Annotated in this window: 25 protein-coding genes; 9 read left to right on the plus strand and 16 right to left on the minus strand. The window is 66.9% G+C overall.

Annotated features, from left to right (window positions below; genetic code table 11):
- Positions 1-12: 12 nt before the first annotated feature.
- The 10 genes from AU198_RS25645 to AU198_RS01910 all read right to left on the minus strand — a co-directional run bounded on the left by AU198_RS25645 (position 13) and on the right by AU198_RS01910 (position 7,399).
- Positions 13-636 carry a DUF732 domain-containing protein gene (locus AU198_RS25645; RefSeq protein ID WP_082690816.1) on the minus strand — a complete coding sequence of 208 codons (624 nt, stop codon included), beginning with the start codon at positions 634-636 and terminating at the stop codon, positions 13-15.
- Between the two features lie 395 nt (positions 637-1,031).
- A complete protein-coding gene (locus AU198_RS01880; RefSeq protein ID WP_197415988.1) occupies positions 1,032-1,616 on the minus strand; it encodes a DUF732 domain-containing protein in 585 nt (194 codons plus the stop codon).
- Positions 1,617-1,690: 74 nt separating this feature from the next.
- On the minus strand, positions 1,691-1,927 hold the full coding sequence (locus AU198_RS01885) for a hypothetical protein (RefSeq protein WP_064345748.1): 237 nt from the start codon (positions 1,925-1,927) through the stop codon (positions 1,691-1,693).
- Between the two features lie 120 nt (positions 1,928-2,047).
- A complete protein-coding gene (locus AU198_RS01890) occupies positions 2,048-2,272 on the minus strand; it encodes a DUF2188 domain-containing protein (protein WP_064345749.1) in 225 nt (74 codons plus the stop codon).
- Between the two features lie 534 nt (positions 2,273-2,806).
- Positions 2,807-3,706 (minus strand): helix-turn-helix domain-containing protein, encoded by a 900-nt coding sequence (locus AU198_RS01895; RefSeq protein ID WP_064345750.1) that lies wholly within the window; start codon positions 3,704-3,706, stop codon positions 2,807-2,809.
- 271 nt (positions 3,707-3,977) lie between these two features.
- Positions 3,978-4,130: a hypothetical protein gene (locus AU198_RS26050; protein WP_156431448.1), complete on the minus strand. Its 153-nt coding sequence runs from the start codon at positions 4,128-4,130 to the stop codon at positions 3,978-3,980.
- Positions 4,127-4,345, minus strand: coding sequence for a hypothetical protein (locus tag AU198_RS26055; protein WP_156431449.1), 219 nt, complete (start codon positions 4,343-4,345; stop codon positions 4,127-4,129). Before AU198_RS26055 ends, AU198_RS26050 begins: the two co-directional genes overlap by 4 nt.
- Before the next feature lie 247 nt (positions 4,346-4,592).
- Positions 4,593-6,050: a recombinase family protein gene (locus tag AU198_RS01900; protein WP_156431450.1), complete on the minus strand. Its 1,458-nt coding sequence runs from the start codon at positions 6,048-6,050 to the stop codon at positions 4,593-4,595.
- Positions 6,051-6,061: 11 nt separating this feature from the next.
- Positions 6,062-7,105, minus strand: coding sequence for a C40 family peptidase (locus tag AU198_RS01905; protein ID WP_064345752.1), 1,044 nt, complete (start codon positions 7,103-7,105; stop codon positions 6,062-6,064).
- A 3-nt stretch (positions 7,106-7,108) separates the two neighbouring features.
- Positions 7,109-7,399, minus strand: a complete 291-nt coding sequence (locus AU198_RS01910; RefSeq protein ID WP_064345753.1) for a type VII secretion target — start codon at positions 7,397-7,399, stop codon at positions 7,109-7,111.
- 50 nt (positions 7,400-7,449) lie between these two features.
- On the opposite strand from AU198_RS01910, the gene upp reads away from it, so the two are divergent.
- Positions 7,450-8,073: a uracil phosphoribosyltransferase gene (gene upp / locus AU198_RS01915; protein WP_064345754.1), complete on the plus strand. Its 624-nt coding sequence runs from the start codon at positions 7,450-7,452 to the stop codon at positions 8,071-8,073.
- Here the strand turns inward: upp and AU198_RS01920 are convergent.
- The gene (locus tag AU198_RS01920; protein WP_064345755.1) at positions 8,070-9,698 is read right to left on the minus strand and encodes a phospho-sugar mutase; all 1,629 of its coding nucleotides are present in this window, start codon (positions 9,696-9,698) and stop codon (positions 8,070-8,072) included. The two genes, upp and AU198_RS01920, sit on opposite strands and share 4 nt — an antisense overlap.
- A 49-nt stretch (positions 9,699-9,747) precedes the next feature.
- Entirely contained in the window at positions 9,748-10,542 is a 795-nt protein-coding gene (locus tag AU198_RS01925; protein ID WP_064345756.1) for a purine-nucleoside phosphorylase, read from the minus strand.
- Positions 10,543-10,612: 70 nt separating this feature from the next.
- Here AU198_RS01925 and AU198_RS01930 point away from each other — a divergent pair, with 70 nt between their 5' ends.
- From AU198_RS01930 to AU198_RS01940, 3 genes are all read left to right on the plus strand, one after another.
- Complete coding sequence (locus AU198_RS01930; RefSeq protein WP_064345757.1) at positions 10,613-11,794, plus strand: M20 family metallopeptidase; 1,182 nt, start codon at positions 10,613-10,615, stop codon at positions 11,792-11,794.
- Complete coding sequence (locus AU198_RS01935) at positions 11,791-12,963, plus strand: amidohydrolase (protein ID WP_064345758.1); 1,173 nt, start codon at positions 11,791-11,793, stop codon at positions 12,961-12,963. The genes AU198_RS01930 and AU198_RS01935 overlap by 4 nt, the downstream gene beginning before the upstream one ends.
- Positions 12,964-13,116: 153 nt before the next feature.
- On the plus strand, positions 13,117-14,004 hold the full coding sequence (locus AU198_RS01940; RefSeq protein ID WP_064345759.1) for a type IV toxin-antitoxin system AbiEi family antitoxin: 888 nt from the start codon (positions 13,117-13,119) through the stop codon (positions 14,002-14,004).
- A gap of 87 nt (positions 14,005-14,091) precedes the next feature.
- Here AU198_RS01940 and AU198_RS01945 read toward each other — a convergent pair whose 3' ends face one another.
- Entirely contained in the window at positions 14,092-14,565 is a 474-nt protein-coding gene (locus AU198_RS01945; RefSeq protein ID WP_064345760.1) for a gamma-glutamylcyclotransferase family protein, read from the minus strand.
- A 65-nt stretch (positions 14,566-14,630) separates the two neighbouring features.
- On the opposite strand from AU198_RS01945, the gene AU198_RS01950 reads away from it, so the two are divergent.
- The 3 genes from AU198_RS01950 to AU198_RS01960 are packed head-to-tail and all read left to right on the plus strand — an operon-like array spanning position 14,631 to position 18,706.
- Positions 14,631-16,046: an NAD(P)H-quinone dehydrogenase gene (locus AU198_RS01950; protein ID WP_064345761.1), complete on the plus strand. Its 1,416-nt coding sequence runs from the start codon at positions 14,631-14,633 to the stop codon at positions 16,044-16,046.
- A 55-nt stretch (positions 16,047-16,101) separates the two neighbouring features.
- Positions 16,102-17,841, plus strand: coding sequence for a glycerol-3-phosphate dehydrogenase (gene glpD / locus AU198_RS01955; RefSeq protein WP_064345762.1), 1,740 nt, complete (start codon positions 16,102-16,104; stop codon positions 17,839-17,841).
- A gap of 1 nt (position 17,842) precedes the next feature.
- A complete protein-coding gene (locus tag AU198_RS01960) occupies positions 17,843-18,706 on the plus strand; it encodes a pseudouridine synthase (protein ID WP_502689252.1) in 864 nt (287 codons plus the stop codon).
- 1 nt (position 18,707) lies between these two features.
- Here AU198_RS01960 and AU198_RS01965 read toward each other — a convergent pair whose 3' ends face one another.
- Entirely contained in the window at positions 18,708-20,624 is a 1,917-nt protein-coding gene (locus tag AU198_RS01965; RefSeq protein WP_064346010.1) for a glycoside hydrolase family 2 protein, read from the minus strand.
- 65 nt (positions 20,625-20,689) lie between these two features.
- On the minus strand, positions 20,690-20,869 hold the full coding sequence (locus AU198_RS01970) for a hypothetical protein (RefSeq protein ID WP_156431451.1): 180 nt from the start codon (positions 20,867-20,869) through the stop codon (positions 20,690-20,692).
- Positions 20,870-21,270: 401 nt separating this feature from the next.
- On the opposite strand from AU198_RS01970, the gene AU198_RS01975 reads away from it, so the two are divergent.
- Together AU198_RS01975 and AU198_RS01980 are read left to right on the plus strand one after the other, a co-directional pair.
- Positions 21,271-21,483, plus strand: coding sequence for a hypothetical protein (locus AU198_RS01975; protein WP_064345765.1), 213 nt, complete (start codon positions 21,271-21,273; stop codon positions 21,481-21,483).
- A gap of 9 nt (positions 21,484-21,492) precedes the next feature.
- The gene (locus tag AU198_RS01980) at positions 21,493-22,263 is read left to right on the plus strand and encodes an SDR family NAD(P)-dependent oxidoreductase (protein ID WP_064345766.1); all 771 of its coding nucleotides are present in this window, start codon (positions 21,493-21,495) and stop codon (positions 22,261-22,263) included.
- Here AU198_RS01980 and AU198_RS01985 read toward each other — a convergent pair.
- A complete protein-coding gene (locus AU198_RS01985; protein WP_064345767.1) occupies positions 22,229-23,017 on the minus strand; it encodes an enoyl-CoA hydratase/isomerase family protein in 789 nt (262 codons plus the stop codon). The genes AU198_RS01980 and AU198_RS01985 overlap by 35 nt on opposite strands.
- Positions 23,018-23,019: the final 2 nt, after the last annotated feature.

Here is a 23,019-nt window from a genome sequence, read left to right on the forward strand (position 1 = left end):
TAATCCTTTTATTCAGAACTGCGGGCAGAGGCGACCGTTTGCGATGTCAACGAGATCCTGACATTCCTTCAAGCTGAGTTTGCCGTCGTTAAACGCTCCTTGGACCACGGCGTCTCGGGAGTGATTCGAAAGCAGGCCGCACAGTCGCCAACCCAGATTGACCAAGTCTCTTGGAGTTCTTGCCGGGGTGATCCCGACAGTCTCCAGATCGTCGATGAATGCCTGCTCCATTGGGCAGAGGACGCTGAGATCACCGACTCCACAAGCTTGAGCACCGGGCACCTGGGCGTTTGACGACTGGGAGGGCGCTGAGCTGCCAGCACTGACCGCGTTTTCCCAATCGCAGTGTTGAGCGCTGAGAATGATGGGCCTCGTTGGCGGCGTCTGACTTACAGTCATGACGATGTGCACGTCGGCTTTGAACTTTCCTGAGCCGAATGCACCCGCATGGTTACGAAGATCGACCACCAGTGTGCGGGTCGTGCCACTGATCGTTGCGGATTGCAACGCGTTGACGTCCGTATCACCCGACACCACCTCCGCGTTCCAGCCCCTTCCGGTGGCGGGCTGCGGTGACGTAATGACTAGGTACGGGTCCTCGTCGTGAGAACCGGTAGGTAGCACGAGAATGCTCATGCTGACGCTTCCGGGCGCGCTGCGGACGCCGTACGGACCGTTCGCCGCCTTTGGGTCGGGAGGTACGCCGCCGGGGAATTCGAGCGCTATGGCGAGTCGTTGGCCGCCCTGGTCTCGAAGCGTCACCTGGCCGACCTGTAGTGATGGGGGTACGTCCTGCACTGTCCCGCCCGCTGGCTGGACTGTGCAGCCTAGGGTGCGCGGAAGCGCTGCCCATCTCGTCGAATCATCCGGGTCCTTACCGCCGCATGAGACGGTAAGCGCAAGTGCCCAAAGCAGGAGCGCTGATACCGCCAACCTGCGCTGCGATAGGCAACGTGTCACCGATGACACCTCACGGTATGTAACCAAGCATCTGATGCCTCCGAGAACGTCGGTGCAGCATTCCGACAGCGCTACGGCATCCGCTCGGGGCAGTATGCGACCACTGCTGCGCCCATGGCGGTGCCCACCGTGTTGATGCTGTAGCGGGGGTAGCGCTGTTGTAGTGCCTGCAGTGTGCGGTAGTGACCGACGCCCGCGATCGGTGCTTTGCACGCGACGCTGGCGATGTCAGCGGCAGCGTCGTGGTCCATAGTGATGCCCCACTCTTGCTTCAGGATCTCGACGAACGTGTCGTTCCGGTCGTTGTCAGCTGAAGAGGTCGAACCTGCCCCAGCGGCGGCATACTTCGGGCAGTACACGCGAATTGCGTTGTTGATCAACGCTGAGGCATCGCGTGACGAGTACCCCTGTTTCATGAGCGTTGTGCTCATCTCTCGCACCGATACACCGTGCGCAAGGCCCTCATTGCAGACCATATGGGCTTGTTGCGTCAGCAGCGCAGGGTTGGTGATCGTCCACCCGATCGACTCCAACGCTGAAAGGAACCGGTCGTCTTGGGACGAGTCAGCCCAGGCGGGCTGAGCGGTGGCTACCCCGCCGAGCGATAACGCTGCCCCGACAACGAAAGCCGTAGCAACTAGTGTTGGTCTCCCCACCGGGCAAGTTTGACAGCCAAGAGGGTCGCCTCGGCGCGCAATAGGCAAACCCAGCGTCGATTCATACCGAACGGCTACTTGTAGAGATCGCCCACCGCAGCACGCCCGGCAGCCTCAACCTGCGCGCGGCGCTTCGTCTCTCGGAGGTGTGCGTACTTGCGATGGATCTTGTCCATGGTCGGCGCTCGGTCGGCGGCTGCATTCAGCCGACGATGGCGCTCGATGTCGACCGGGTCCAAGGAGGCCGGGTAGAAGCCAAGTTCGGCGGCCAGCTCGGCGCGCAGTTGCCGCTCGGCGTCGCTGGAGGCCACGTGACCATCGTCCCTCAGACGTCATAGGGCGAAGTCTCATCGCGATCTCGGACGTTTATCGGGGGCTAGTACCGCGTCAGCCCATTCGTCGGCTGGAGCCGCGCGGCTGAGAATCTGCTCTCAGCCCTTCGGGGGGTGCGGATCGTTCCCGTAGGAATTCTTCTCGCCGATCGTGCCGTCCTGATTACGGATCGTGTGCTCCACCCCGCGAGCCTTCGCCATCTGACGACCGATGGCTGCCTGCTCCGCCTTTGTGCCCCCGGCGTGTGCCGCCCTACTGCTGCCCTCGACCTTCGACTTCCAGACGCCGCCTTCGTTGTACGTCGAGATGTCACCCTTGGCCACGATGCCTCCTCGTCGCGATGATGTCTGTCTTCACCGTCTTCCCGATCGGAGCGCACGTGTAACCAAGTAATGGAGCGACAGCCGCCTAGCCTCGAGACTGCGTGCATGCCGAAATACCCTTACTTCGATTCACAGTAATGCGAGCGACCATTGGCCGAACTCAGGGACTTCCGGCTCAAAGATTGTCACTGTCCTACAGGCTGAGGTCCGCTCAAGGTCGCCACATTCACGCTGATGGGCACCCTCAGGAAGGGTCTCACCTGGCGGGCCAAATCACACCGTGCAGACACGGTTTCGGTGCGAGAGCATCGGAGATCTTCTCCGCAACCTGGACTCGCTCCTGGGAACGTAGCCCGGAAGCAGCCACTGCTGGCGGTGTTCGGCCTGGTGCGTAACTGCGACTGGGCAGAGACTAGTAGCTGTTGATCTAACTACTGCGTGTACGTCCCCTGCTGTTCCTTCTTGGTCCTGCTCTTGATATAACCCCTGGTCAAAGCCTTGTTCCTGTGTATAAGGCCTGGTCAGGCCCTGCAATCACCCGTATGGATGTCCCTGTGGGACATAGGACACCCTGGGAAGTACTCCTATGTCCCACTCGATAGGGGACCTAAGTAATCTGGGTTGAGGCGCAAGGCCATGGCCCCAAACGCACACACCGCGCTCGCGCGTCCGCACCACCTCCTCGGAGTCACGGTCGGCGACAAAGCGCTTCCATATGTCGGCGACGACGCTGGGGGTACCGCGTCCCCCGTAACGCAGGTTGCAAGGGTCCCCGAGGGAGTAGATCGCCGCCTTGCGGTTGCCAGGCTTCTTGGACCAGATACCTCGGGAGAACCTCACGAGGAAGCCCTTCTCAACGAGGCTCTGGAGGGTGCGACTGACGGTGGTTTTCGGGATGTTCGCGTATGCACCGACTTCCCGCAGTGGGCAGGTCACCCTAGCCATCCTGCGCTTCTCGACGAAGGCAATCACGTAGGCCATCACCGCTGCCTCAGCAACTGACAGGTTATCCCTGCCCTCGGCGAGCCGGTCCTCCCAGGCCCATGCCGTACCGATGGCGTTGTTGACTAGGTCCTCTGGCGTGGTCAGGCCTTCGCCCGCCAGCCGGTTGACCTTCGCCTGCTTCCACGCCTTCTCCAATTCCTGGCGACCGGAGTTGCCGTGCTTGGAGTAAGCCTGGATCTGCTCCCAGAGGCGGTGGTTGGTGTGGCGCTTCTGACCGGCTCGGTTCTTGCGCTGGGGGCGCGACATGAACTCGGTGAGGTATTCGGCCTCAGTCCAGCCCCGTGCCTGCATGCACATCGCGATGGCCACTGCCCTGCCCCAGATCTTCTGGGCTGACGTGTACTGCGGCATGCCAAAGATCAGCGTGTCGATTGCCCACGTGGGCAGGGCACGGTTTGGGATGTGTTGTTCTGGAAAGTCCTTGATCACGGTGAGCCACCGCCGCGCTTCCCGAAGGGGCCTGGCGGACGCTGACGCACGGAAAGCTTCGACGAACCAACTTCGTAAGGGTGGAGGGCCTGGCCCTCCCTCAAGGTCCCGTTGGTTTTCCCCGCCGCCTTCCCACGCACCCAGGTGTTGTCTTCTGGGGCCTTGCCGTGCCGACCGCCGCACTTAGCCGTCGTGGCGTGGCAGATCGAACAGAGTTCAGGCTCGTCGCCCGTGTAGGCACAGTGGCGGTGCCGGGGGCACGTGTGCGCGCTCATGCGGCGTCGCCCGCTGAGGTCGGCGGGTCCTGATGACGACGAACGAGGGAAATGAGCAGTGCCGCCTGCTCGGTAGTCAGCGGGGGCGCAGCGTCGGCCAGCTCCTTGGCGCGTGCGCGGATAGCGGCCACGATCTCGGCGTCCATCATGCGAGCACCTGCTTCTCGCGGCTGGTCAGCACCTCATCGATCCGAGCGCGAAGCTCGGGCGTGAGCGTGGGGCCGTCCCCAAGGATTTCCGAGATCTTCTCGACGACGAAGGCTTCGCGCATCAAGCGCCGCGCTTCCACCAGGACAGGATCGTCGGGAGGCAGCGTCTGGCAGAGAAGGGCTACACGGGCACGTGCACGGGTAAAGGCGGACACACAACGACCTCTCGGTCAACGCCATGAGTTGGCTGTGTCTGTGTGTCGCCGCGAGCGCGGTTTCCCGTCGCAGAAAACGAGAGTGAGTGATTATTCAGCGCTGCCATGGCAGTTAAACAGCGCCTTGCTCTACATAGAGTAAGGCCCCGAACTACGGCCCGTCAAATCGCTCAGAAGCGTAAAGCCTTCGCCCAGAATGATTTTCATTCCTCTTTGTGATGACTATAGGTATGCGCCATGGTCGGTTCTAAGGGCTGACCTGGGGAGTCTTGAACCTGATGTCAAGGTCACGTGGATCGAATCGCCGCGTGTTGCCATGGACGGCCTTGTTGATCGTGATGTCCAGGAGCGAGGCAACGACGGCGCGGCGGTCTTTCACCGAGAACTGCTTCCACTGCTCGCGGGCGTCTGGTCCGGCCAACTTCGCCACCAAAGGTGATGTACCCGTCGCCCGCACTTTGGCTTCTGCTGCGTCGATCTGGGGCTGGAGCGTCGCTTCGAGGGCGGCTAGCGATGCCGCTGAAAGGTTGCCTTCAGCGGCTTCATTGAGGAAGGACGCCAGGCGCTTGCGCAGCGTGTCGGCCTCCTCCACGGCCTTGACCGCAGCGTCATCCCCGGCGTCTGCAAACAACTTCCTTGCGTCGGGTCGTCCGAGCCGTTCCAGGATCGTCTCCTCGACAAGAAGATCTACTGCATCTGCCCGCCTACCAACACAGGTGCGCTTCTGGCAGAGGTACCGCCCGGCGCGGGAGCGATGGCTAGGCGGGTTGGAGTAGCGCATGCCCGAGCCGCAAACGCCGCATCTGGCAATGCCGGTGAGCAGGTGGCGAGGCTCGTGTCCTCGGTGACTCGTAGCCCTGCGAACAGGATCGGAGAAGAGCGCCAGCAGACGTTCATGTTGGGCATGCGTGATGTACGGCTCCCACCTGCCCCTTACCCGGTTGCCGTCGGTGTCGACCAACGGCTTCCCCTGATGGGTCCTCCAGCCCGCGTACGTAGGCGAAGAGATAGTCACCCGCAGCGCCTGAGGCTTCCACTCCTGCCGGGCATTACGTTGCAGCTGCGGAGGTCTCAGGCCACGCGCGGTGAAGTCGCGGGTGATGGCCCACAAGGACTCGCCCGCCAGGACGCGGTCGAAGACCTCGCGCACCAGCGGCTCGGCTTCGGTATCGATGACCCAACCGTCGGTTGCGCCGGTGTTGGGGTTGATGGCCCGTTTGTAGCCCCACGCGGGACGGCCTCCTGGGCGACCGGCGAGTGCGGCGGCACGCTTGCCTCGCAGAACACGGTCACGGATCTGCTCTGCTTCACGCTCGGCAAGCAGCGCATCTAGACCGGTGGAGAAACGAGCGTCCCCCTGTCTGAGGTCATGCGTACGGCCCGAATACGACCACAAAACCCCGCGCTCGGCACAGATTTCGCGCAGCTCAACATAGGCGGCGAGGTCACGCTGCGCCCGAGACGCCTCCCATGTCACGAGAACGTCTCCAGGCATGAGCACGTTCAACAGCCTCTTGTATTGAGGCCGGTGCTTGGCACTGTGTCGGGACGCGCCAAGGTCATTGTCGACCAGAACCTCGGCGACTTCCCAGCCGTTGCGTTCACAGATGGCGCGGCACTCAGACTCTTGCGATTGAACAGACCGCCCGTTGCTCTCCGGGTCGCTGGAAACCCGCGTGTAGATGATGGCGCGCACGGTGCTCATTATATGCACCGCTATTTACTAATAGCTTCGATCATCTGGCCGTTCCCGACCACCATCGCCACGTGACCGTCCCACACCGCAAGGTCGCCGGGCCGCAGGTCGCCCGGCGCGACGGGGACGCCGACGTCCTGCTCCTGGGCCAACCGCGGAAGGTTCAGTCCCGCTTCGGAATACGCCCACTGGGTGAGCCCGCTGCAGTCGAGGCCGACGCCCGGCGTGGTGCCGCCCCAGTCGTACGGCACTCCCAGCTGGGTCAGGGCATACCGAACAGCGCTCGCGGCCACCGCGTTCGGTGCGGTTGCCGTGCTGCCGTCCGGCAGCCGCACCGCCACGCCCTCGCCGAACCTCGCGGCATCAGGCGGCTCGGGGCGCGACCACTCGGCAATGTCGCGCACCAGCGAGCCGAGACCGCCCGTGCTCGCACCAGAACCCCCGGAGGAAGAACCGAGTCCACCGGCGCCCATCGGCAGTCCCGGACCACCACCACCGAACCCCGATGACGGCACCGTCGGGGCGGTGAACCCCGCGGGCGAGGTCGGCGCCGGCCCGGTCATCGGCGCTGACGATGCGGTGGGAAAGCCGGCGGCGTGCCCGTCCAGTTCGGCGCGCAATTCGTCGACCACCGCGACGGCCTCCGCGAGTGAACGCCGCGCCTCGGCGACCAACTCCTCGGTCACCCCCGGGGAGTCGAGGAACGGCTCGAGCGCTGCCGCCCGCGTTTCGAAGGTGTCGACGATGTCGATCAGCCGTTCCCGAGCGCGCGCCACCGCGGCGCCTGCCGTCTCAGCCGCGGAACCGAGCCGCCCCACCCGCTCCGCGAGCTCATCGGTCCGCGTGACGGCCGCGGTGAACACGTCCGCCGCCGCATCGGCACCCGCGCCCGCCCAGTGCTGCGCCGCGCGGCCCCAGGTTTGGTCGACCGACGCCGACACCTCGCGCAGCGCGTTGTGCGCATCGCGCAGTGCGGTCGCGAGCTCGGTCGCCGAACCTGACCCGACCAGCGACTGGACGTCCCGCAGGGGCGCCGTCAGCCCGGCGATCAACGCACTCGGCATCGTCTACAGGCCGAACACCCGTGCGCCCGCGCGTTCGTCGGCGTCGTCGTAGGCGAGCGCCGTCCGGTAAGCGGCGTCACCGCTCGCCGAGGCCTGATCGCCCAGCGCGGCCACCATCCGGGCCTCACTCTCGACGGCGTCGGCCAGGGCTGCGAGGAACGGCCGGCCGACCGGACCGAACGCGGCGGCGGGTGTGTTGACCGCGGCCAGCTTCGAAGCGATCGTGGCCAGTTCGTCGGCATGCGCGGCGGTGGTCGCGGCCAGCGCCCGGACCGCGTCGGTGTCAGCGTGCATATGGAGTAGGACGCGGCGCGGCGACCCTCGGTTCCCGCTAGGGTCGCCCCATGGATGTGCGCGTGGTCGATCACCCGCTGGCGGCCGCACGACTGACCACTCTGCGCGACGAGAACACCGACAACGCCGCCTTCCGGGCGGCACTTCGCGATCTGACGCTGATGCTGGTGTACGAGGCCACCCGCGACGCCGCAGTCGAGACCGTGCCCGTGCGCACCCCGCTCGCCGAGACGACCGGCTGCCAGCTGGCCAACCCGCCGTTGCTCGTACCGGTGTTACGCGCCGGCCTCGGGATGGTGGACCAGGCACACGCGTTGATACCCGAGGCGCGTGTGGGCTTCGTCGGCGTCGCACGCGACGAGGAAACGCACGAGCCGACACCGTATCTGGAGTCGCTGCCCGCGGATTTGAGCACGCAGCCGGTGATCGTGCTCGACCCGATGCTGGCGACGGGCGGCTCGATGGTGCACACCGTCGAACTGCTGTATGACCGCAGCGCCGTTGACATCACGGCGGTTTGCGTCGTTGTGGCCCCCGAAGGCCTTGCCGCACTGGAGAAGGCGGCACCGAACATCAGGCTGGTCACCGCGACCATCGACGAATGCCTCAACGACATCGCCTACATCGTGCCGGGCCTCGGCGACGCCGGGGACCGCCAATTCGGCCCGCGTTAGAGCCGCCCGGCGACCTCGCGCAGCTCGTCCTGCACGCGCTGTGCCCGCTCCCGGGCGGCGGCCAGATCGTTGACCTCGCTACAGCGAACCTCGATGTAGGACTTCACCTTGGGCTCGGTGCCGGAGGGACGCACGACCATCCGCACCCAGACGTCGTCGTCGCCTCCGGTCATGACCACTGCGTCGGTGCCCTCGTCGGGCAGCAGATCGGTGACGGTCACCTCGTATCCGGCGAGGCGCTCGGGTGGTGTGTCCCGCAGTCGTTTCATCACCGCGGCGGCCTCGTGGGTGTCCTCCACGAGTCGCGACACCGCGGTCGTGGTGTGCACACCATGGCGGCGGGCCAGGTCGTCGAGCGCATCGACCAGCGTGTGCCCGCGGTCGCGCAGCGCGACGATCAGATCGCAGATCAACACCGCCGCGCTGATGCCGTCCTTGTCCCGGACCGCGGACGGATCGACGCAGTGCCCGATCGCCTCCTCATAGGCGTACACCAGTGTGCAGCCGGGTAGGTCGACGTCGGCGCGTGACAGCCACTTGAAGCCGGTGGGTGTCTCGACGTGCCGCGCTCCGTGCTCACGAGCGATCGCCGAGAGCACGCGCGATGACACCAGGGTGCTGGCCACGACCGTCGTCTCCATCACCGGTCCGGGCTCTATCTGCGAGAGTATGAAATCGCCGAGCAGCCAACCCGTTTCGTCGCCGGACAGCATGCGCCACCCATCGGGCGTGGGAACGCCGACCGCACATCGGTCGGCGTCGGGATCCAGTGCTATTGCGACGTCGGCGTCGACGTCGGCCGCCAGTCTCAGGACGGCTTCGACCGCCTCGGGTTCCTCGGGATTGGCCGTGGAGACGGTGGGGAAGTCGGGGTCGGGTGCGAACTGCTCGTCGACGACATGCACGTCGGGCAGGCCGGCGCGCACGAACGCGTCGAGCGCGAACTCCCCACCCACACCGTGCAGAGGAGTGAACGCGATCCGGACCGCGCCGTGGGTGTGCCGGAGAGTGGCCGCGCGTTCGACATAGCGCTGTATTTCGTCGACGCCACCGGGGGTGACCTCCTGTCGGGGGATCTCGTCGGCGTGCGGCGCCTCGGCCATGGCCGCCTCGATCTCGCGATCGGTGGGCGAGTTGATCGGGAAGCCGCCGCCGAAGAACACCTTGAACCCGTTGTCGGACGGCGGGTTGTGCGAGGCGGTGATCTGGATGCCGGCCGCAGCGGGGCGATGGCGCACGGCGAACGCGAGGGTGGGCGTGGGTACGGCGGTGAGGAACAAGGTTACGGGAAAGCCCTGCGCGGCAAGCACTTCAGCGGCTGCCAGGGCGAAGTCGTCAGACCCGTGCCGGGCGTCACGGCCGACGATCACGTCCTGGCCGGCCAGGCCTCCATCCTTGAGCACCTTGGCCACCGCCCAGCTGGCCCGCAGCACCACGGCAAGGTTCATCCCGCCGGGGCCTGCCCGTAACGGCCCGCGCAGTCCGGCGGTGCCGAACGTCAAGGGGTGTGCGAACAGCTGCTCGAGCTCTTCTCCGGAACACTCCGAGAGCTCGGCGGCGGTCTTGGGATCCGGGTCGTGAGAGATCCACTCCTGCGCGGTGTTTGTGGCCGGCGACACAGACATGCGGGTAGTGTGCCCAATTTCGGAGCCGCGTATTCCGGCGACTTCGACCTCAGAGCCGGGCGATGACCGCGGCGAGGAGGGCGCCCATCCGCGTCGCGGACTGCCGCCCCGCCTCCAGCACCTCCTCGTGGTTCAGCGGCTCTCCGGTCATCCCCGCCGCGAGGTTCGTCACCAGCGAGACGCCCAGCACCTGGGCACCGGCTTCGCGGGCGGCGATGGTCTCGTGCACCGTCGACATGCCGACGAGGTCGGCGCCCACCGTGCGCAGCATCCGGATCTCGGCGGGCGTCTCGTACTGCGGCCCCGGTAGGCCGGCATAGACCCCGTCGACGAGCGTCGGGTCGATCTCGCGGGCGAGCTCACGCAGGCGCGGTGAGTACGCGTCGACCATGTCGACGAACCGCGCACCCACCAGCGGTGAGCGGCCGGTCAGGTTGAGGTGATCGCTGATCAGCACGGGCTGTCCGACGGTGAAGTCCTCGCGCAACCCACCCGCGGCGTTGGTCACCACGACCGTGTGCACACCGCAGGCGCAGGCGGCGCGGACCGGATGCACGACATGACGCAGGTCGTGCCCCTCGTAGGGGTGGATGCGGCCCACGAAGACCAGCACACGGTGCTCGGCGATGCGCATCGACAACACCTGGCCGCCGTGCCCTTCGGCGGTCGGCGGCGTGAAACCCGGCAACTCCGCGACCGGAACCACGGCGACCGGATCACCTAGCCGTTGCGCCGCCGGCGCCCAGCCCGAACCGAGCACGACCGCGACGTCATGGCGCTCGACGCCGGTGCGCTCGGCGAGCGCTTCGGCCGATTCGGCGGCCACTGCCTGGGCATCGGTCACAGTGGGCGAGCTTATCTGTCGGACCCCGACGCCCGGCCCCGATGAGATGGCGCAGTGAGATACTGCCAAGATGCCAGCACTCACCGCGTCGGACGCCGTCGAAGACGCCGTCCGCCGACGCCGTGACGACCTGGTCGAACTTTCGCATTCCATCCACGCCGAGCCCGAACTCGCGTTCGCCGAACACCGCAGCTGCGCGAAGACGCAGGCGTTGGTCGCCGAGTACGGATTCAAGGTCTCGCAGGCGCCCGCGGGGCTCGAGACGGCGTTTCGGGCCGAATACGGCAGCGGGCCGCTGGTCATCGGCGTCTGCGCCGAATACGACGCGCTGCCCGGTATCGGGCACGCCTGTGGGCACAACATCATCGCTGCGTCCGCCGTCGGCACCGCCTTGGCTCTGGCGGAGGTGGCCGACCGACTGGGATTGACGGTGGTGCTTCTCGGCACGCCTGCCGAGGAGGCAGGCGGCGGGAAGGTGCTGCTGCTGAACGCGGGCGCGTTCGACGACATCGCCGCCTCGGTGATGCTGCACCCCGGTCCGCTAGACATCGCCGCCGCGCGGTCGCTGGCGCTGTCGCAGGTCGCCGTCCGGTACGAGGGCAGGGAGGCCCACGCCGCCGTCGCGCCTTACCTCGGCATCAACGCCGTCGACGCGATCACCGTCGCGCAGGTGGCGATCGGGCTGCTACGCCAGCAGATGGCGCCGGGCCAGATGGCGCACGGCATCGTGACCGACGGCGGCCAGGCCACCAACGTCATCCCGGCACGCGCCGAGATGCAGTACACGATGCGGGCCAACGACGCCGCCTCGCTGCGCGAACTCGAACAGCGGATGGCGGACTGCTTTTTGGCCGGGGCGGTGGCCACCGGTTGCGGGCACGACGTCACCGAGACCGAACCCAGCTACCACGAATTGACTCCGGACACCTGGCTGGCCGAGACGTTCCGCGCGGAGATGCAGCGGATGGGCCGCGAGCCGGTTTCTCCCGAACTGGAGGCGGCGTTGCCACTGGGCAGCACCGACATGGGCAACGTCACGCAGGTGATGCCCGGAATCCATCCGATCGTCGGCATCGACGCGGGCGGCGCGTCGGTCCACCAACCCGCGTTCACCGAGGCCGCCGCGAGCCCTAGCGCCGACAAAGCGGTGGTCGAGGGCGCGGTCATGCTTGCGCGCACGGTGGTGCGGTTGGCGGAGACGCCCGGCGAACGCGACCGGGTGCTGGAACTACAGGCGAGGCGGGCGTCATGAGTGTGCTGCCCCACGCTGCCGCTCGCTGGCTGTCGGCCCACTTCGACGACCTCGTCGAGTGGCGCCGCCACATCCACATGCACCCGGAGTTGGGGCGACAGGAGTTCGCCACCACGCAGTTCGTCGCATCGCGGCTGGCCGACGCGGGCCTGAACCCGAAGGTGTTGCCCGGTGGCACCGGCCTGACGTGCGACTTCGGACCCGAGCAGGAGCCGCGGATCGCGCTGCGCGCCGATATGGACGCATTGCCGATGGCCGACCGCACCGGCGCCCCGTACGCGTCGTTGGTGCCGGGGGTCTCACACGCCTGCGGACACGATGCGCACACCGCGATCCTGCTGGGCACCGCGTTGGCGTTGGCGTCGGTGCCCGAACTTCCCGTCGGGGTGCGGCTGATCTTTCAGGCCGCCGAGGAGCTGATGCCGGGCGGCGCGATCGACGCGATCGCTGCGGGCGCACTGTCGGGGGTCTCGCGGATCTTTGCGTTGCACTGCGACCCGCGGCTGGCGGTGGGAAAGGTGGCGATGCGGCCCGGGCCCATCACGTCGGCCGCCGATCAGCTCGAGGTGACGCTGCATTCGCCTGGCGGTCACACCTCGCGGCCGCATCTCACCGGCGACCTCGTCTACGGGCTCGGCACGTTGATCACCGGGGTGCCGGGCGTGCTGTCGCGCCGCATCGATCCGCGCAACAGCACCGTGATGGTGTGGGGCGCGGTGAACGCGGGCGTCGCCGCGAACGCGATCCCGCAGACCGGGACGTTGGCGGGCACCATCCGGACCGCGAGCCGCGACACCTGGGAAACGCTCGAAACGATTGTGCAGGAGATCATTTCGTCGCTGTTGGCGCCGCTGCACATCGAGTACACGGTGCAGTACCGTCGCGGTGTGCCACCGGTGGTCAACGAGGAGATCTCGACCCGCATCCTCACCCACGCGATCGAAGCGATCGGCCCCGACGTGCTGGCCGACACTCGGCAGTCCGGTGGCGGCGAGGACTTCTCGTGGTACCTGGAGGAAGTGCCCGGAGCCATGGCCCGGTTGGGAGTGTGGACGGGTCGAGGCCCCCAACTGGATTTGCATCAGCCGACGTTCGACCTCGACGAGCGGGCGCTCGCGGTCGGAGTGCGGGTCCTGGTCAACATCATCGACCAGGCCGCCGCGTTCTAACTGCCGCGAGCGACCGTGTTTGCCCCGCGACACGCCGCGATGACCGGGCAATGGGCGGTCGCTCGCGCGCGTTGATTGTCCCCAAACCGCACTTCATCCACATTCGCGTGCGACGCCCGCGGCCGGTCGTCCTCGGTCGTCGACGATCGGCGTGTGAACCCAGAGTTGCTGCGACTTTTCAGCGCCCAGGCAGGACTGGCGACCAGCGGCCAGATTCTGCAACACATGACGAGACGGGGCTTCGAGGCGGCGCTCGAAACCGGCCCACTGCAACGACTCTGGCCGGGCGTCTACTGCTTGGAGGAACCGGACGACATCTTGCGGCTGCGGGGACTGGACTTCCGCTGCGGAAGGCCGGTCGCTGCGTGTCTTCACACCGCGGCGGCGATGTACGGCTTCGATACGGCGGAGCCGGCCGATCTCCATGTGCTCAGCCCACCGGGGTCACGGTTGCGGTCGACCGACGGGCTGGTGGTACACCGTCGTGAGGGTGCGCCGCTGACCGTCGTCAACGGCAGGCCGGCAACGACGCCGGCTTGGACCGCCGTGGAGGTGGCCCGGTCGCAACGCCGGCCCAGGGCGCTGGCCACCTTGGACGCCGCGCTCCGAAGCGGCTCCTGCAGTCGAACCGAGTTGTGGCGTGCCGCCGTCGCCCAGGCCGGACGGCGCGGAATCGTCGTCGTCCGGGAGTTGATCGCCCTGGCCGATGCCCGCTCGGAATCGCCGATGGAGAGCGAAGCGCGGCTGGCGATGATCGACGGTGGCCTGCCGACACCGGAGTTGCAGTATGCGGTCGTCGACGGAAACGGGGAGGTGCGTCGCCTGGACTTCGCGTGGCCCGACGTGCACGTGGCCGTCGAGTACGACGGCGTCGACTGGCACAGCGACCCCGAGGCCATGCGGCGTGACCGCAGGCGTGCAGCCGCTCTGCTGGATGTCGGCTGGACGGTGATAGCGATCGTTTACGACGATGTCCGTCATCGGCAGTGGCAGTTCGTCGACCGCATCGACCGACAGCTTCGTCGCGCTCGCGCGGCGTGAGCGACCGCAAATTGTCCGCGAGAAACGGCGTGTCGGCGGACAGACGCGGTCGCTCGCGGCACCAAGGCTCGCGGCACAGAGGAGAGGCTAGGACCCCGGTCCGATGTTGAGTGCGGGTCGAGTGCGCAGATGGTGCACGTACTCGGCTGGCGCACCTGCGATTTCGGCGGCGTCGGCCATCACCCCGAGATAGCGCGCCGACGGCAGACCGCCCTCCCACGCGTCGACCACGTACAGCCAGGCGAGCACGGGCTCGAAGTCGGTGTCCGACGAGATGCGATGCACCCGGCAGCGGATCTTCTTGTGGAAACCGAGTTCCGAGCCCTCCCAGCGGTCCAGGTTGGCCTCGTCGTCCTTGGTCATGTCGTAGAGCACGACGAAGACCTTCGACGTCGGATCCTCGACGACGGTGGCGAGCGCACCCTCCCAGCCGATGTCCTCCCCGCCGAACGTCAGACGCCAGCCGTACAGCCAGCCCGTTCCCGCCATCGGAGAATGAGGTGCGCGCTGCAACATCTGCTCCGGATGCATGTTCGATCCGTAGGCGGCGTAGAGCGGCACCCAGAAAGACTAAGCGTTCGCGCGCCGCGTGGGCGATCGACCTCCCGCTTCGTTAGGTTGGGGGCGTGGCAACCCGCATCGTGATCATCGGCGGCGGGCCCGCCGGCTATGAGGCGGCACTGGTCGCCGCGGCCCGTGGACCCGAAGTTGCCGAGGTCACCGTCGTCGACTCCGACGGCATCGGGGGGGCGTGCGTGCTGTGGGACTGCGTCCCGTCCAAGACGTTCATCGCGTCTACGGGTGTGCGCACCGAACTGCGTCGCGCGCCCGATCTCGGCTATGCGCTGGAGTTCTCCGACGCCGAGATCTCGTTGTCCAAGATCAACCAGCGGGTCAAGAGGCTGGCCGCCGCGCAGTCGGCCGACATCGCCGAACGGCTGCGCAACGACGGCGTCACGCTGATCGCCGGTCGTGGTGAACTCGTCGACGACATGCCCGGCATGGCCACGCACACGGTCAAGGTGACCGAGCACGACGGCGCCGTCAGCACGATCAAGGCCGACGTCGTGCTGATCGCGACCGGTGCCAGCCCCCGCGTGCTGTCCGGCGCCGAACCCGACGGCGAACGTATCCTCAACTGGCGTCAGCTCTACGACCTCGACGACCTGCCCGAGCACCTCGTCGTCGTCGGTTCCGGTGTCACCGGCGCGGAGTTCGTCAACGCCTACACCGAACTCGGGGTCAAGGTGACGGTGGTGGCCAGCCGCGACCAGATCCTGCCGCACGAGGACTCCGAGGCCGCCGCGGTGCTCGAGGACGCGCTGAGCGACCGCGGGGTGACGTTGGTCAAGAATGCGCGTGCCCAGTCGGTCACCGGCAACGGTTCGGGTGTGCTGGTCACGATGACCGACGGCCGCACCGTGGAGGGCAGCCACGCGCTGATGACGGTCGGGTCGGTGCCCAACACCAGCGGCCTGGGCCTCGAACGGGTCGGCATCGAACTCGGTCAGGGCGACTATCTGAAGGTCGACCGGGTGTCGCGCACCGGGGTACCCGGCATCTACGCCGCGGGTGACTGCACCGGCCTGATGCTGCTGGCCTCGGTGGCCGCCATGCAGGGCCGCATCGCGATGTACCACGTGCTGGGCGAGGGACTCGAACCGATCAGGTTGCGGACGGTGGCCGCGGCGGTGTTCACCCGGCCCGAGATCGCCGCGGTGGGGGTGCCGCAGTCCAAGATCGACGACGGGTCGGTGGCCGCGCGAACGATCACGCTGCCGCTGCACACCAACGCCCGCGCCAAGATGTCGAGCCTGCGGCGCGGTTTCGTCAAGATCTTCTGCCGCCCGGCGACGGGCGTGGTGATCGGCGGTGTGGTGGTCGCTCCGATCGCCTCGGAGCTGATCATGCCGATCGCGTTGGCGGTGCAGAACGGCAACGACGTCGAGGATCTGGCGCAGACGTTCTCGGTCTACCCGTCGCTGTCGGGTTCGATCACCGAAGCGGGCCGCCGGCTGATGGCGCACGACGATCTGGACTAGTTCCACGTAGCCTGGGATGCGCGAACGTACCGACGAGTAACGAGGAGCCATTCCGGTGACCGACCCGATCCCGGCGAACGGGCAGACGCTTCTGGGTCCCCAGCAGCGGGCCGAAGCCTGGGCGCGGCTCGGCAGCGAGCAGTTCGACGTCGTCGTGATCGGCGGGGGAGTCGTCGGCGCAGGTGCGGCACTGGATGCGGCCACGCGGGGTTTGAAGGTCGCGCTCGTGGAGGCGCGCGACTTCGCCTCGGGCACATCGAGCCGGTCGTCGAAGATGTTCCACGGCGGGCTGCGCTATCTCGAGCAGTTGGAGTTCGGGTTGGTGCGCGAGGCGTTGCACGAACGCGAGCTGTCGTTGACGACGTTGGCGCCGCATCTGGTCAAGCCGCTGCCGTTTCTGTTTCCGCTGACCAATCGCTGGTGGGAGCGTCCGTACGTCGCCGCGGGCATCTTCCTCTACGACCAGCTCGGCGGTGCCAAATCGGTTCCCGCGCAAAAGCATCTGACGAAGTCAGGGGCGCTGCGCCTGGCGCCGGGGCTCAAGCGGTCGTCGTTGATCGGCGGCATCCGCTATTACGACACGGTGGTCGACGATGCACGCCACACGATGACCGTGGCGCGCACGGCCGCGCATTACGGCGCCGTGGTGCGCACGTCGACACAGGTGGTCGCGTTGCTCCGGGAAGGCGACCGCGTCACCGGGGTCGAGGTCCGCGACTCCGAGAGCGGCGCAGTGACCGAGGTGCACGGGCACGTTGTCGTGAACGCCACCGGTGTCTGGACCGACGAGATCCAGGCGTTGTCCAAGCAGCGCGGGCGATTTCGGGTGCGCGCGTCCAAGGGTGTGCACATCGTGGTGCCGCGCGACCGGATCGTCAGCGAGGTGGCGATCATCCTGCGCACCGAGAAGTCGGTGCTGTTCGTGATCCCCTGGGGTACGCACTGGATCATCGGGACCACCGACACCGACTGGAATCTGGACCTGGCGCACCCCGCGGCCACCAAGGTCGACATCGACTACCTGCTCGAAACCGTCAACACGGTGTTGGCGACGCCGCTGACCCACGACGACATCGACGGCGTATACGCCGGGCTGCGACCGCTGCTGGCCGGCGAGAGCGAGGAGACCTCCAAGCTGTCGCGTGAGCATGCCGTCGCGGTGCCCGCTCCGGGCCTGGTCGCGATCGCCGGCGGCAAGTACACGACGTACCGCGTGATGGCCGAGGACGCCATCGACGCGGCCGCGGAGTACATTCCGGCGCGGGTGGCGCCGTCGATCACCGAGAAGGTTCCCCTGATGGGCGCCGACGGCTACTTCGCGCTGGTCAACCAGACTCAAAGCGTCGGAAAGCATTACGATCTGCATCCGTACCGGGTGCGCCACCTGCTGGACCGGTACGGCTCGCTGATCGGCGAGGTGCTGCAGATGGCCGAGGGTAATCCAGAACTGCTGACCCCCATCACCGAGGCGCCCGTCTACCTGAAGGTCGAGGCCTTCTACGCCGCGGCCGCCGAGGGCGCCTTGCATCTGGAGGACATCCTGGCCCGGCGGATGAGGATCTCGATCGAGTATCCCCACCGCGGCGTGGACTGCGCGCGTGAGGTCGCCGAAGTGGTTGCGCCTGTGCTGGGTTGGAGCGACGAGGACATCGACCGCGAGGTCAACACGTATCTGGCGCGGGTGGACGCGGAGATCCGCTCGCAGCAGGAACCCGACGACGAGTCGGCCGATGCGTTACGCGCGGCGGCGCCGGAGGCACGCGCCGAGATCCTCGAACCCGTCCCCCTCAATTGAGGTGCGGGCATTGAGGCGCCCAGCACCGTTGCCCGTGCGCGACGGACTGGGGCCGGCGCGGGTGCGGCTGCGGGGCGATGCGGTGCTGGTCGAGCTGGCGGACCGGTTCGGCGAAGCGGCCGCGGCCAAAGTGCTTGCGGGCGAGGTCGTGACGGCCGATGGTGACGTCGTGACCGCGGGGACCGTGCTGCCGCCCGGTGCGTTCGTGTACCTCTACCGCGAACTGCGCGACGAGGTTCCGGTGCCGTTCGACATCCCTGTGCTGTACCGTGACGACGACATCGTGGTGGTCGACAAACCGCACTTCCTTGCGACGATGCCGCGCGGTCGCCATGTCGCGCAGACGGCGACGGTGAAGCTTCGGCGTGAATTGGACCTGCCGGAGTTGTCACCTGCACATCGGTTGGACCGGCTGACCGCAGGTGTGCTGCTGTTCACGACCCGCCGCGAGTTGCGTGGCGCCTACCAGACGATGTTCGCGCGAGGCGAGGTGCGCAAGACGTACTTAGCAAGGGCCGGTGTCGATCAGGAGCTGATGTTTCCGATGACGGTGCGCAGTCGAATCGTCAAGCGGCGCGGGCAGTTACAGGCGGTGGAGGAGCCGGGTGAGCCGAACGCCGAGACGGTGGTCGAGCACCGCGGCGGTCTGTACTGGTTGACGCCGCGGACGGGACGGACGCACCAGCTGCGGGTGCACATGGCCTCGCTGGGCCTGCCGATCGTCAACGATCCGCTATACCCAGAGGTGACCGACGTTGCACCGGACGACTTCTCGCGCCCGCTGCAACTTCTGGCGCAACGCCTCGAGTTCAGCGACCCGCTCAGCGGACGTTCACGCGATTTCGTCAGCAACCGTTCCGTGTGACTCAGCGACGCTGCTCGACCGGCTCGTTCACCTTGGCCCCCGCGGAGATCACGGCGCGGTTGCGTTCGGCGACGGTTCGCAGCGACATCTTGACCAGCCAGCGGTCGTAGGTCATGTACCCGTTGACCTCGTTTTCGACGTCGGTGGTCTGGGTGTAGATGGCCCCGGACAGGCCGCCCTTTCGGACCTCGTCTTCCAGCGCGCGGCTCACCTGGACGTAGCGCTCGGTCAATCGTGCTCGGCTGTCGGTCATTTCGTAGGCCTGCGGTCTGCCCGGCCAGCGGTTGCCGTGGGGGATCAACCCGAGCCCGCCGTACTCGCCGTTCACCACCACCCGGTGTTCGAGCGGAATCGGACGGTTGCCGAGCATCGTCCGCTCGTCGCGCGGGGTCGCCGGATTGTCGTGAAGGACCGGGCGGCCCGGACCGACGTAGGTGTGGTCGTCGTAGACGTCGCCGGCCCTGCTGTCGGGCCTGGACTTGCAGCAGTTGACCCCGCTGTTGGCGTTCACCATCCGGGTCGGGTCGGCGGCCTTGGCCACTCCCGCGATCCGCGCGGTGTCGAACTCGCCCCACCCCTCGTTGAACGGAACCCAGCCGACGATCGAAGTGACGCTTCGCAACTGGTCGATCATCTCGACGAGTTCGCGTTCGAAGTTGGCCTTCGCCTGCGGCGACGGGTCCGGCGCCGGGCCGACCGGAATGTCGAGGGACACGTTCAGCGACGGCATGTCCTGCCACACCATCAACCCGAGCTTGTCCGCCCAGTAATACCAGCGCGCCGGTTCGACTTTCGCGTGCTTGCGCACGAAATTCATGCCGAGCGCCTTGGTTCGTTCGAGGTCGAACTTCAGTGCATCGTCGGTGGGAGCGGTGAAGATGCCGTCGGGCCAGTAACCCTGGTCCAACGGGCCGTGCAGGAACGTGATCTTGTCATTCAACGCGATTCGCGGCCGACCCCGCGGATCCCTGACCGTGCTGATGGTGCGCAGACCGCCGTAGCTGGCAACCTCGTCGACGACCTTGCCCTCGGGCGTGACCAGCCGCACCGTCAGGTCGTAGAGGTACGGGTCGCCCGGTGTCCACAGGCGCGGATCGGGAACCTGCACACGCACCGGGTTGCCCGGTTCCCCGTGGTTGCGGGCCAGCGTCGGACCGTCGGGAGCCGACACGATCACCTCGGCGCGTTCGTCGGTGGTCCCCGTGGAGCGCGTCGTGACGGTGAAACCCGTCAAATCCGCCGTGACGTCGAGCTTCTCGACGTGTGCGGCGCGCACGGGTTCCAACCACACGGTCTGCCAGATGCCAGACGCACCGGTGTAGAAGAGACCCCCGGGATCGTTGCGTTGCTTGCCGACGGCGAACGGTGCGGCTTCGTTGCGGTCCTCGGCGCGCACGACGATCTCCTGTGTGCCCGTCCAGCGCAGCGCATCGGTGATATCCGCGCTGAACGCGGTGAAACCGCCCTCGTGGTGGACGACGCGTTTGTTGTTGACCCACACCGTCGCGGTCTGGTCGACCGCGCCGAAGTGCAGCAGCACCCGCTGCCCGCGCCAGGTGCCGGGCAGCTGAAAATTCTTGCGGTACCACATCTGGTCGTCATGACGCTTGATCCCCGACAGCGCCGACTCCGTGGGGTAGGGGACCAGGATCTTCTCGTCGAACTCCTTGGCGAACGGCGGTGTCGTCACCGCGGTGTCCTGTGAACGGCCCGTGTAGGCCCACACCCCGTTCAGGTTCAGCCACCGCGCCCGCGTCATCTGCGGACGGGGATACTCCGGCAGGGCGTTGTTGGGCCCCACGAGATGCGTCCACGGCGTCGACAGCGGCGGGCTCTCCCGCTGCCACGCCTCGGCCGCGTTCGCCGGGGCCGTGCAGATCGCGAAGCCCGCCGCCAGAGCGAGGGGTAGGGCCGTCATCCGGCTGATTATCTTGCGCACACGGTGCCGGTTGTTCGACAACTCGGTGTTCACGGCCACGACTGCTAGTCCCCCCTGCTGGAAACCATCGACGAAATGCGGTTCGGGTGCTGCGCACCGGACGCCATGGCAAACCTAGTCAGCGACAGGTCGCGATGAATCAGGTGTTTCCCTATGTTTTGCATCGGCATGCGGAACGACTGCATTGTTTCAGGCATCGGCGTATTGACCAGGGAGTCGGTCAAGGACGCGATGATGTACGAGAGCTGTTGTGCCACAGCGTTAATGCAAATTCTGCACGCGCGTCCAGCTTAGCATCGCTTGCTGGCCGTCGCCACAGTCGTCGCGGATGCGCGCTCCCGTGAACGGCGTTCTCGAAGGCCGCCGTCATCGCACGGCGCTCAGCGGAGAAGCCGCACTTGAGCAAACGGTGAGTAGAGGAGCTAGAGGTACGGCTGAGGGTCCTGTCGTCGCCGGATGCGGCCACCATACAGGAAGGAATGGTTCGGGCATCGCAGTAGACATCGATGCGGCTGAGGGGTTCGTTACGGCGACTCGCCGATTCCGTGTTCTGTCCCGAGTCGCGCGCCGGACTGCCACAATCGGGTCGGCGACGGCGCTTGGCACGTCGCCGAAGGGAGAAGATGTGCGCAAGGTATTGCTGTGCGCTGCTGCGGCCCTGTTCGCCGGGGGATTGGTGACCGCGAACCCGCCGAGTGCCGAGGCGACGCTCTGCGGTTCGGTCGGCGGCAGCGGAACGTACACCGGCGGGCCCGGCGCCGAACGTCAGCGCGTGCGTCAACGTCGGGCGTCGGGTCAGCGTGAGCGGCTGCATCTGACCACGCACCGGTCTGCTTGACTGACGGCCGTGGACCGCGCTTCGTTCGACCGTCTCTTCGATATGACCGGCCGCACCGTGATCGTCACGGGCGGCACCAGGGGCATCGGCCTTGCGCTGGCCGAGGGCTTCGTCCTGGCCGGCGCGCGCGTCGTGGTGGCCAGCCGCAAACCCGACGCCTGCGAACAGGCCGCGCAGCATCTGCGCGGTCTCGGGGGACAGGCCGTCGGCGTGCCCACCCATTTGGGTGAGGTCGACGCCCTCGAGGCACTGGTGCAGCGGACCGTCGACGAGTACGGCGGAATCGACGTGGTGGTCAACAACGCCGCCAATGCCCTGGCGCAACCCCTGGGTGACATGACGCCCGACGCGTTGACGAAGTCCTTCGAGGTCAACCTGCGCGGGCCGGTGTTCCTGGTGCAGGCGGCCCTGCCTCATCTCAAAGCCAGCGCGAAAGCCAGTGTGATCAACATGGTTTCAGTCGGGGCGTTCAACTTCTCGGCGTTGACCTCGATCTACTCCGCCAACAAGGCCGCGCTGATGTCGTTCACCAGGTCGATGGCCGCCGAGTTCGCGCCGTCGGGCATCCGGGTGAACGCGATCGCCCCCGGACCGGTGGACACCGACATGATGCGCAACAACCCGCAGGAGGTCGTCGACGGGATGGCCCGCAGCACGTTCCTCAAACGGCTGGCATCACCCGACGAAATGGTCGGCACCGCCCTGCTCTTGGCCTCGGATGCCGGCAGCTACATCACCGGTACGGTCATGATCGTGGACGGCGGCGGAACGCCTCGCTAGCTTCGCGCATCTCGCCGCTGGTCGAGGCCAAGATCTGGCTGCGGTTCTCCAAATGCAGGGCCGCTTCCAGGCTCGACGCCTCGAGATTTGCCCACAGCACCTGCTTCGTCGACTCGAGGCCGAACTTGCCGTAGTCGCCGAGCGTCTCGGCGATCGCCATGGCGTCGAAGAGTAGCGCTTCGTCGGTCGACACCCGCGACACCAGGCCGAGCCGCAGCGCTTCCGGTGTGTCGACCGCCCGGGCGGTCAGGATCAGGTCGAATGCGGGGCCCGCGCCGATGATCCGGGGAAGCGTGTAGCTGACCCCGATGTCGCAGCCGCCGAGACCCAGCTTGATGAACTGGGTGCAAAAGCGCGCCGACTCCGAGGCGATCCGGATGTCGCAGGCCAGCGCGATGCCCATCCCACCGCCGTACGCGACCCCATTGACGGCGGCGATCACGGGTTGGCGCAGCCGGTGGATGCGGGCGGTCAGGTCGGCGATGCGCTCCTGCCAGCGCATACCCGAACGCGGAAACTCCGTGCCCTGGCCTGTCTGCTGCGGATTCGGATCGGTCAGGTCGAGCCCCGAGCAGAAGCCCCGTCCGGCGCCGGTGAGCACGACGACGCGGCAGTCGTTGTTGGAACCGATCTGCTCCAGCGTCGCGTGGAGGTCCTCGACGAGTTCGTAGGACAGCGCATTGAGTTTCTCGGGCCGGTTCAGCGTGAGCACGGCGATGTCGGGACGGGGGTAGGCAACTTCGAGGTGCGGCATGC

Source organism: Mycobacterium sp. GA-1199 (assembly GCF_001500045.1).
In the GTDB taxonomy this organism is placed as follows: domain Bacteria; phylum Actinomycetota; class Actinomycetes; order Mycobacteriales; family Mycobacteriaceae; genus Mycobacterium.

Excerpts from the sequence above, each read along its gene's own strand:
- AU198_RS25645 (WP_082690816.1), bottom strand. The coding sequence starts at position 636 with ATGAGCATTCTCGTGCTACCTACCGGTTCTCACGACGAGGACCCGTAC.
- AU198_RS26050 (WP_156431448.1), bottom strand. The coding sequence starts at position 4,130 with ATGATGGACGCCGAGATCGTGGCCGCTATCCGCGCACGCGCCAAGGAG.
- AU198_RS01900 (WP_156431450.1), bottom strand. The coding sequence starts at position 6,050 with ATGAGCACCGTGCGCGCCATCATCTACACGCGGGTTTCCAGCGACCCG.
- AU198_RS01905 (WP_064345752.1), bottom strand. The coding sequence starts at position 7,105 with ATGCCGAGTGCGTTGATCGCCGGGCTGACGGCGCCCCTGCGGGACGTC.
- AU198_RS01910 (WP_064345753.1), bottom strand. The coding sequence starts at position 7,399 with ATGCACGCTGACACCGACGCGGTCCGGGCGCTGGCCGCGACCACCGCC.
- upp (WP_064345754.1), top strand. The coding sequence starts at position 7,450 with ATGGATGTGCGCGTGGTCGATCACCCGCTGGCGGCCGCACGACTGACC.
- AU198_RS01920 (WP_064345755.1), bottom strand. The coding sequence starts at position 9,698 with ATGTCTGTGTCGCCGGCCACAAACACCGCGCAGGAGTGGATCTCTCAC.
- AU198_RS01930 (WP_064345757.1), top strand. The coding sequence starts at position 10,613 with ATGCCAGCACTCACCGCGTCGGACGCCGTCGAAGACGCCGTCCGCCGA.
- AU198_RS01935 (WP_064345758.1), top strand. The coding sequence starts at position 11,791 with ATGAGTGTGCTGCCCCACGCTGCCGCTCGCTGGCTGTCGGCCCACTTC.
- AU198_RS01965 (WP_064346010.1), bottom strand. The coding sequence starts at position 20,624 with ATGACGGCCCTACCCCTCGCTCTGGCGGCGGGCTTCGCGATCTGCACG.
- AU198_RS01985 (WP_064345767.1), bottom strand. The coding sequence starts at position 23,017 with ATGCCGCACCTCGAAGTTGCCTACCCCCGTCCCGACATCGCCGTGCTC.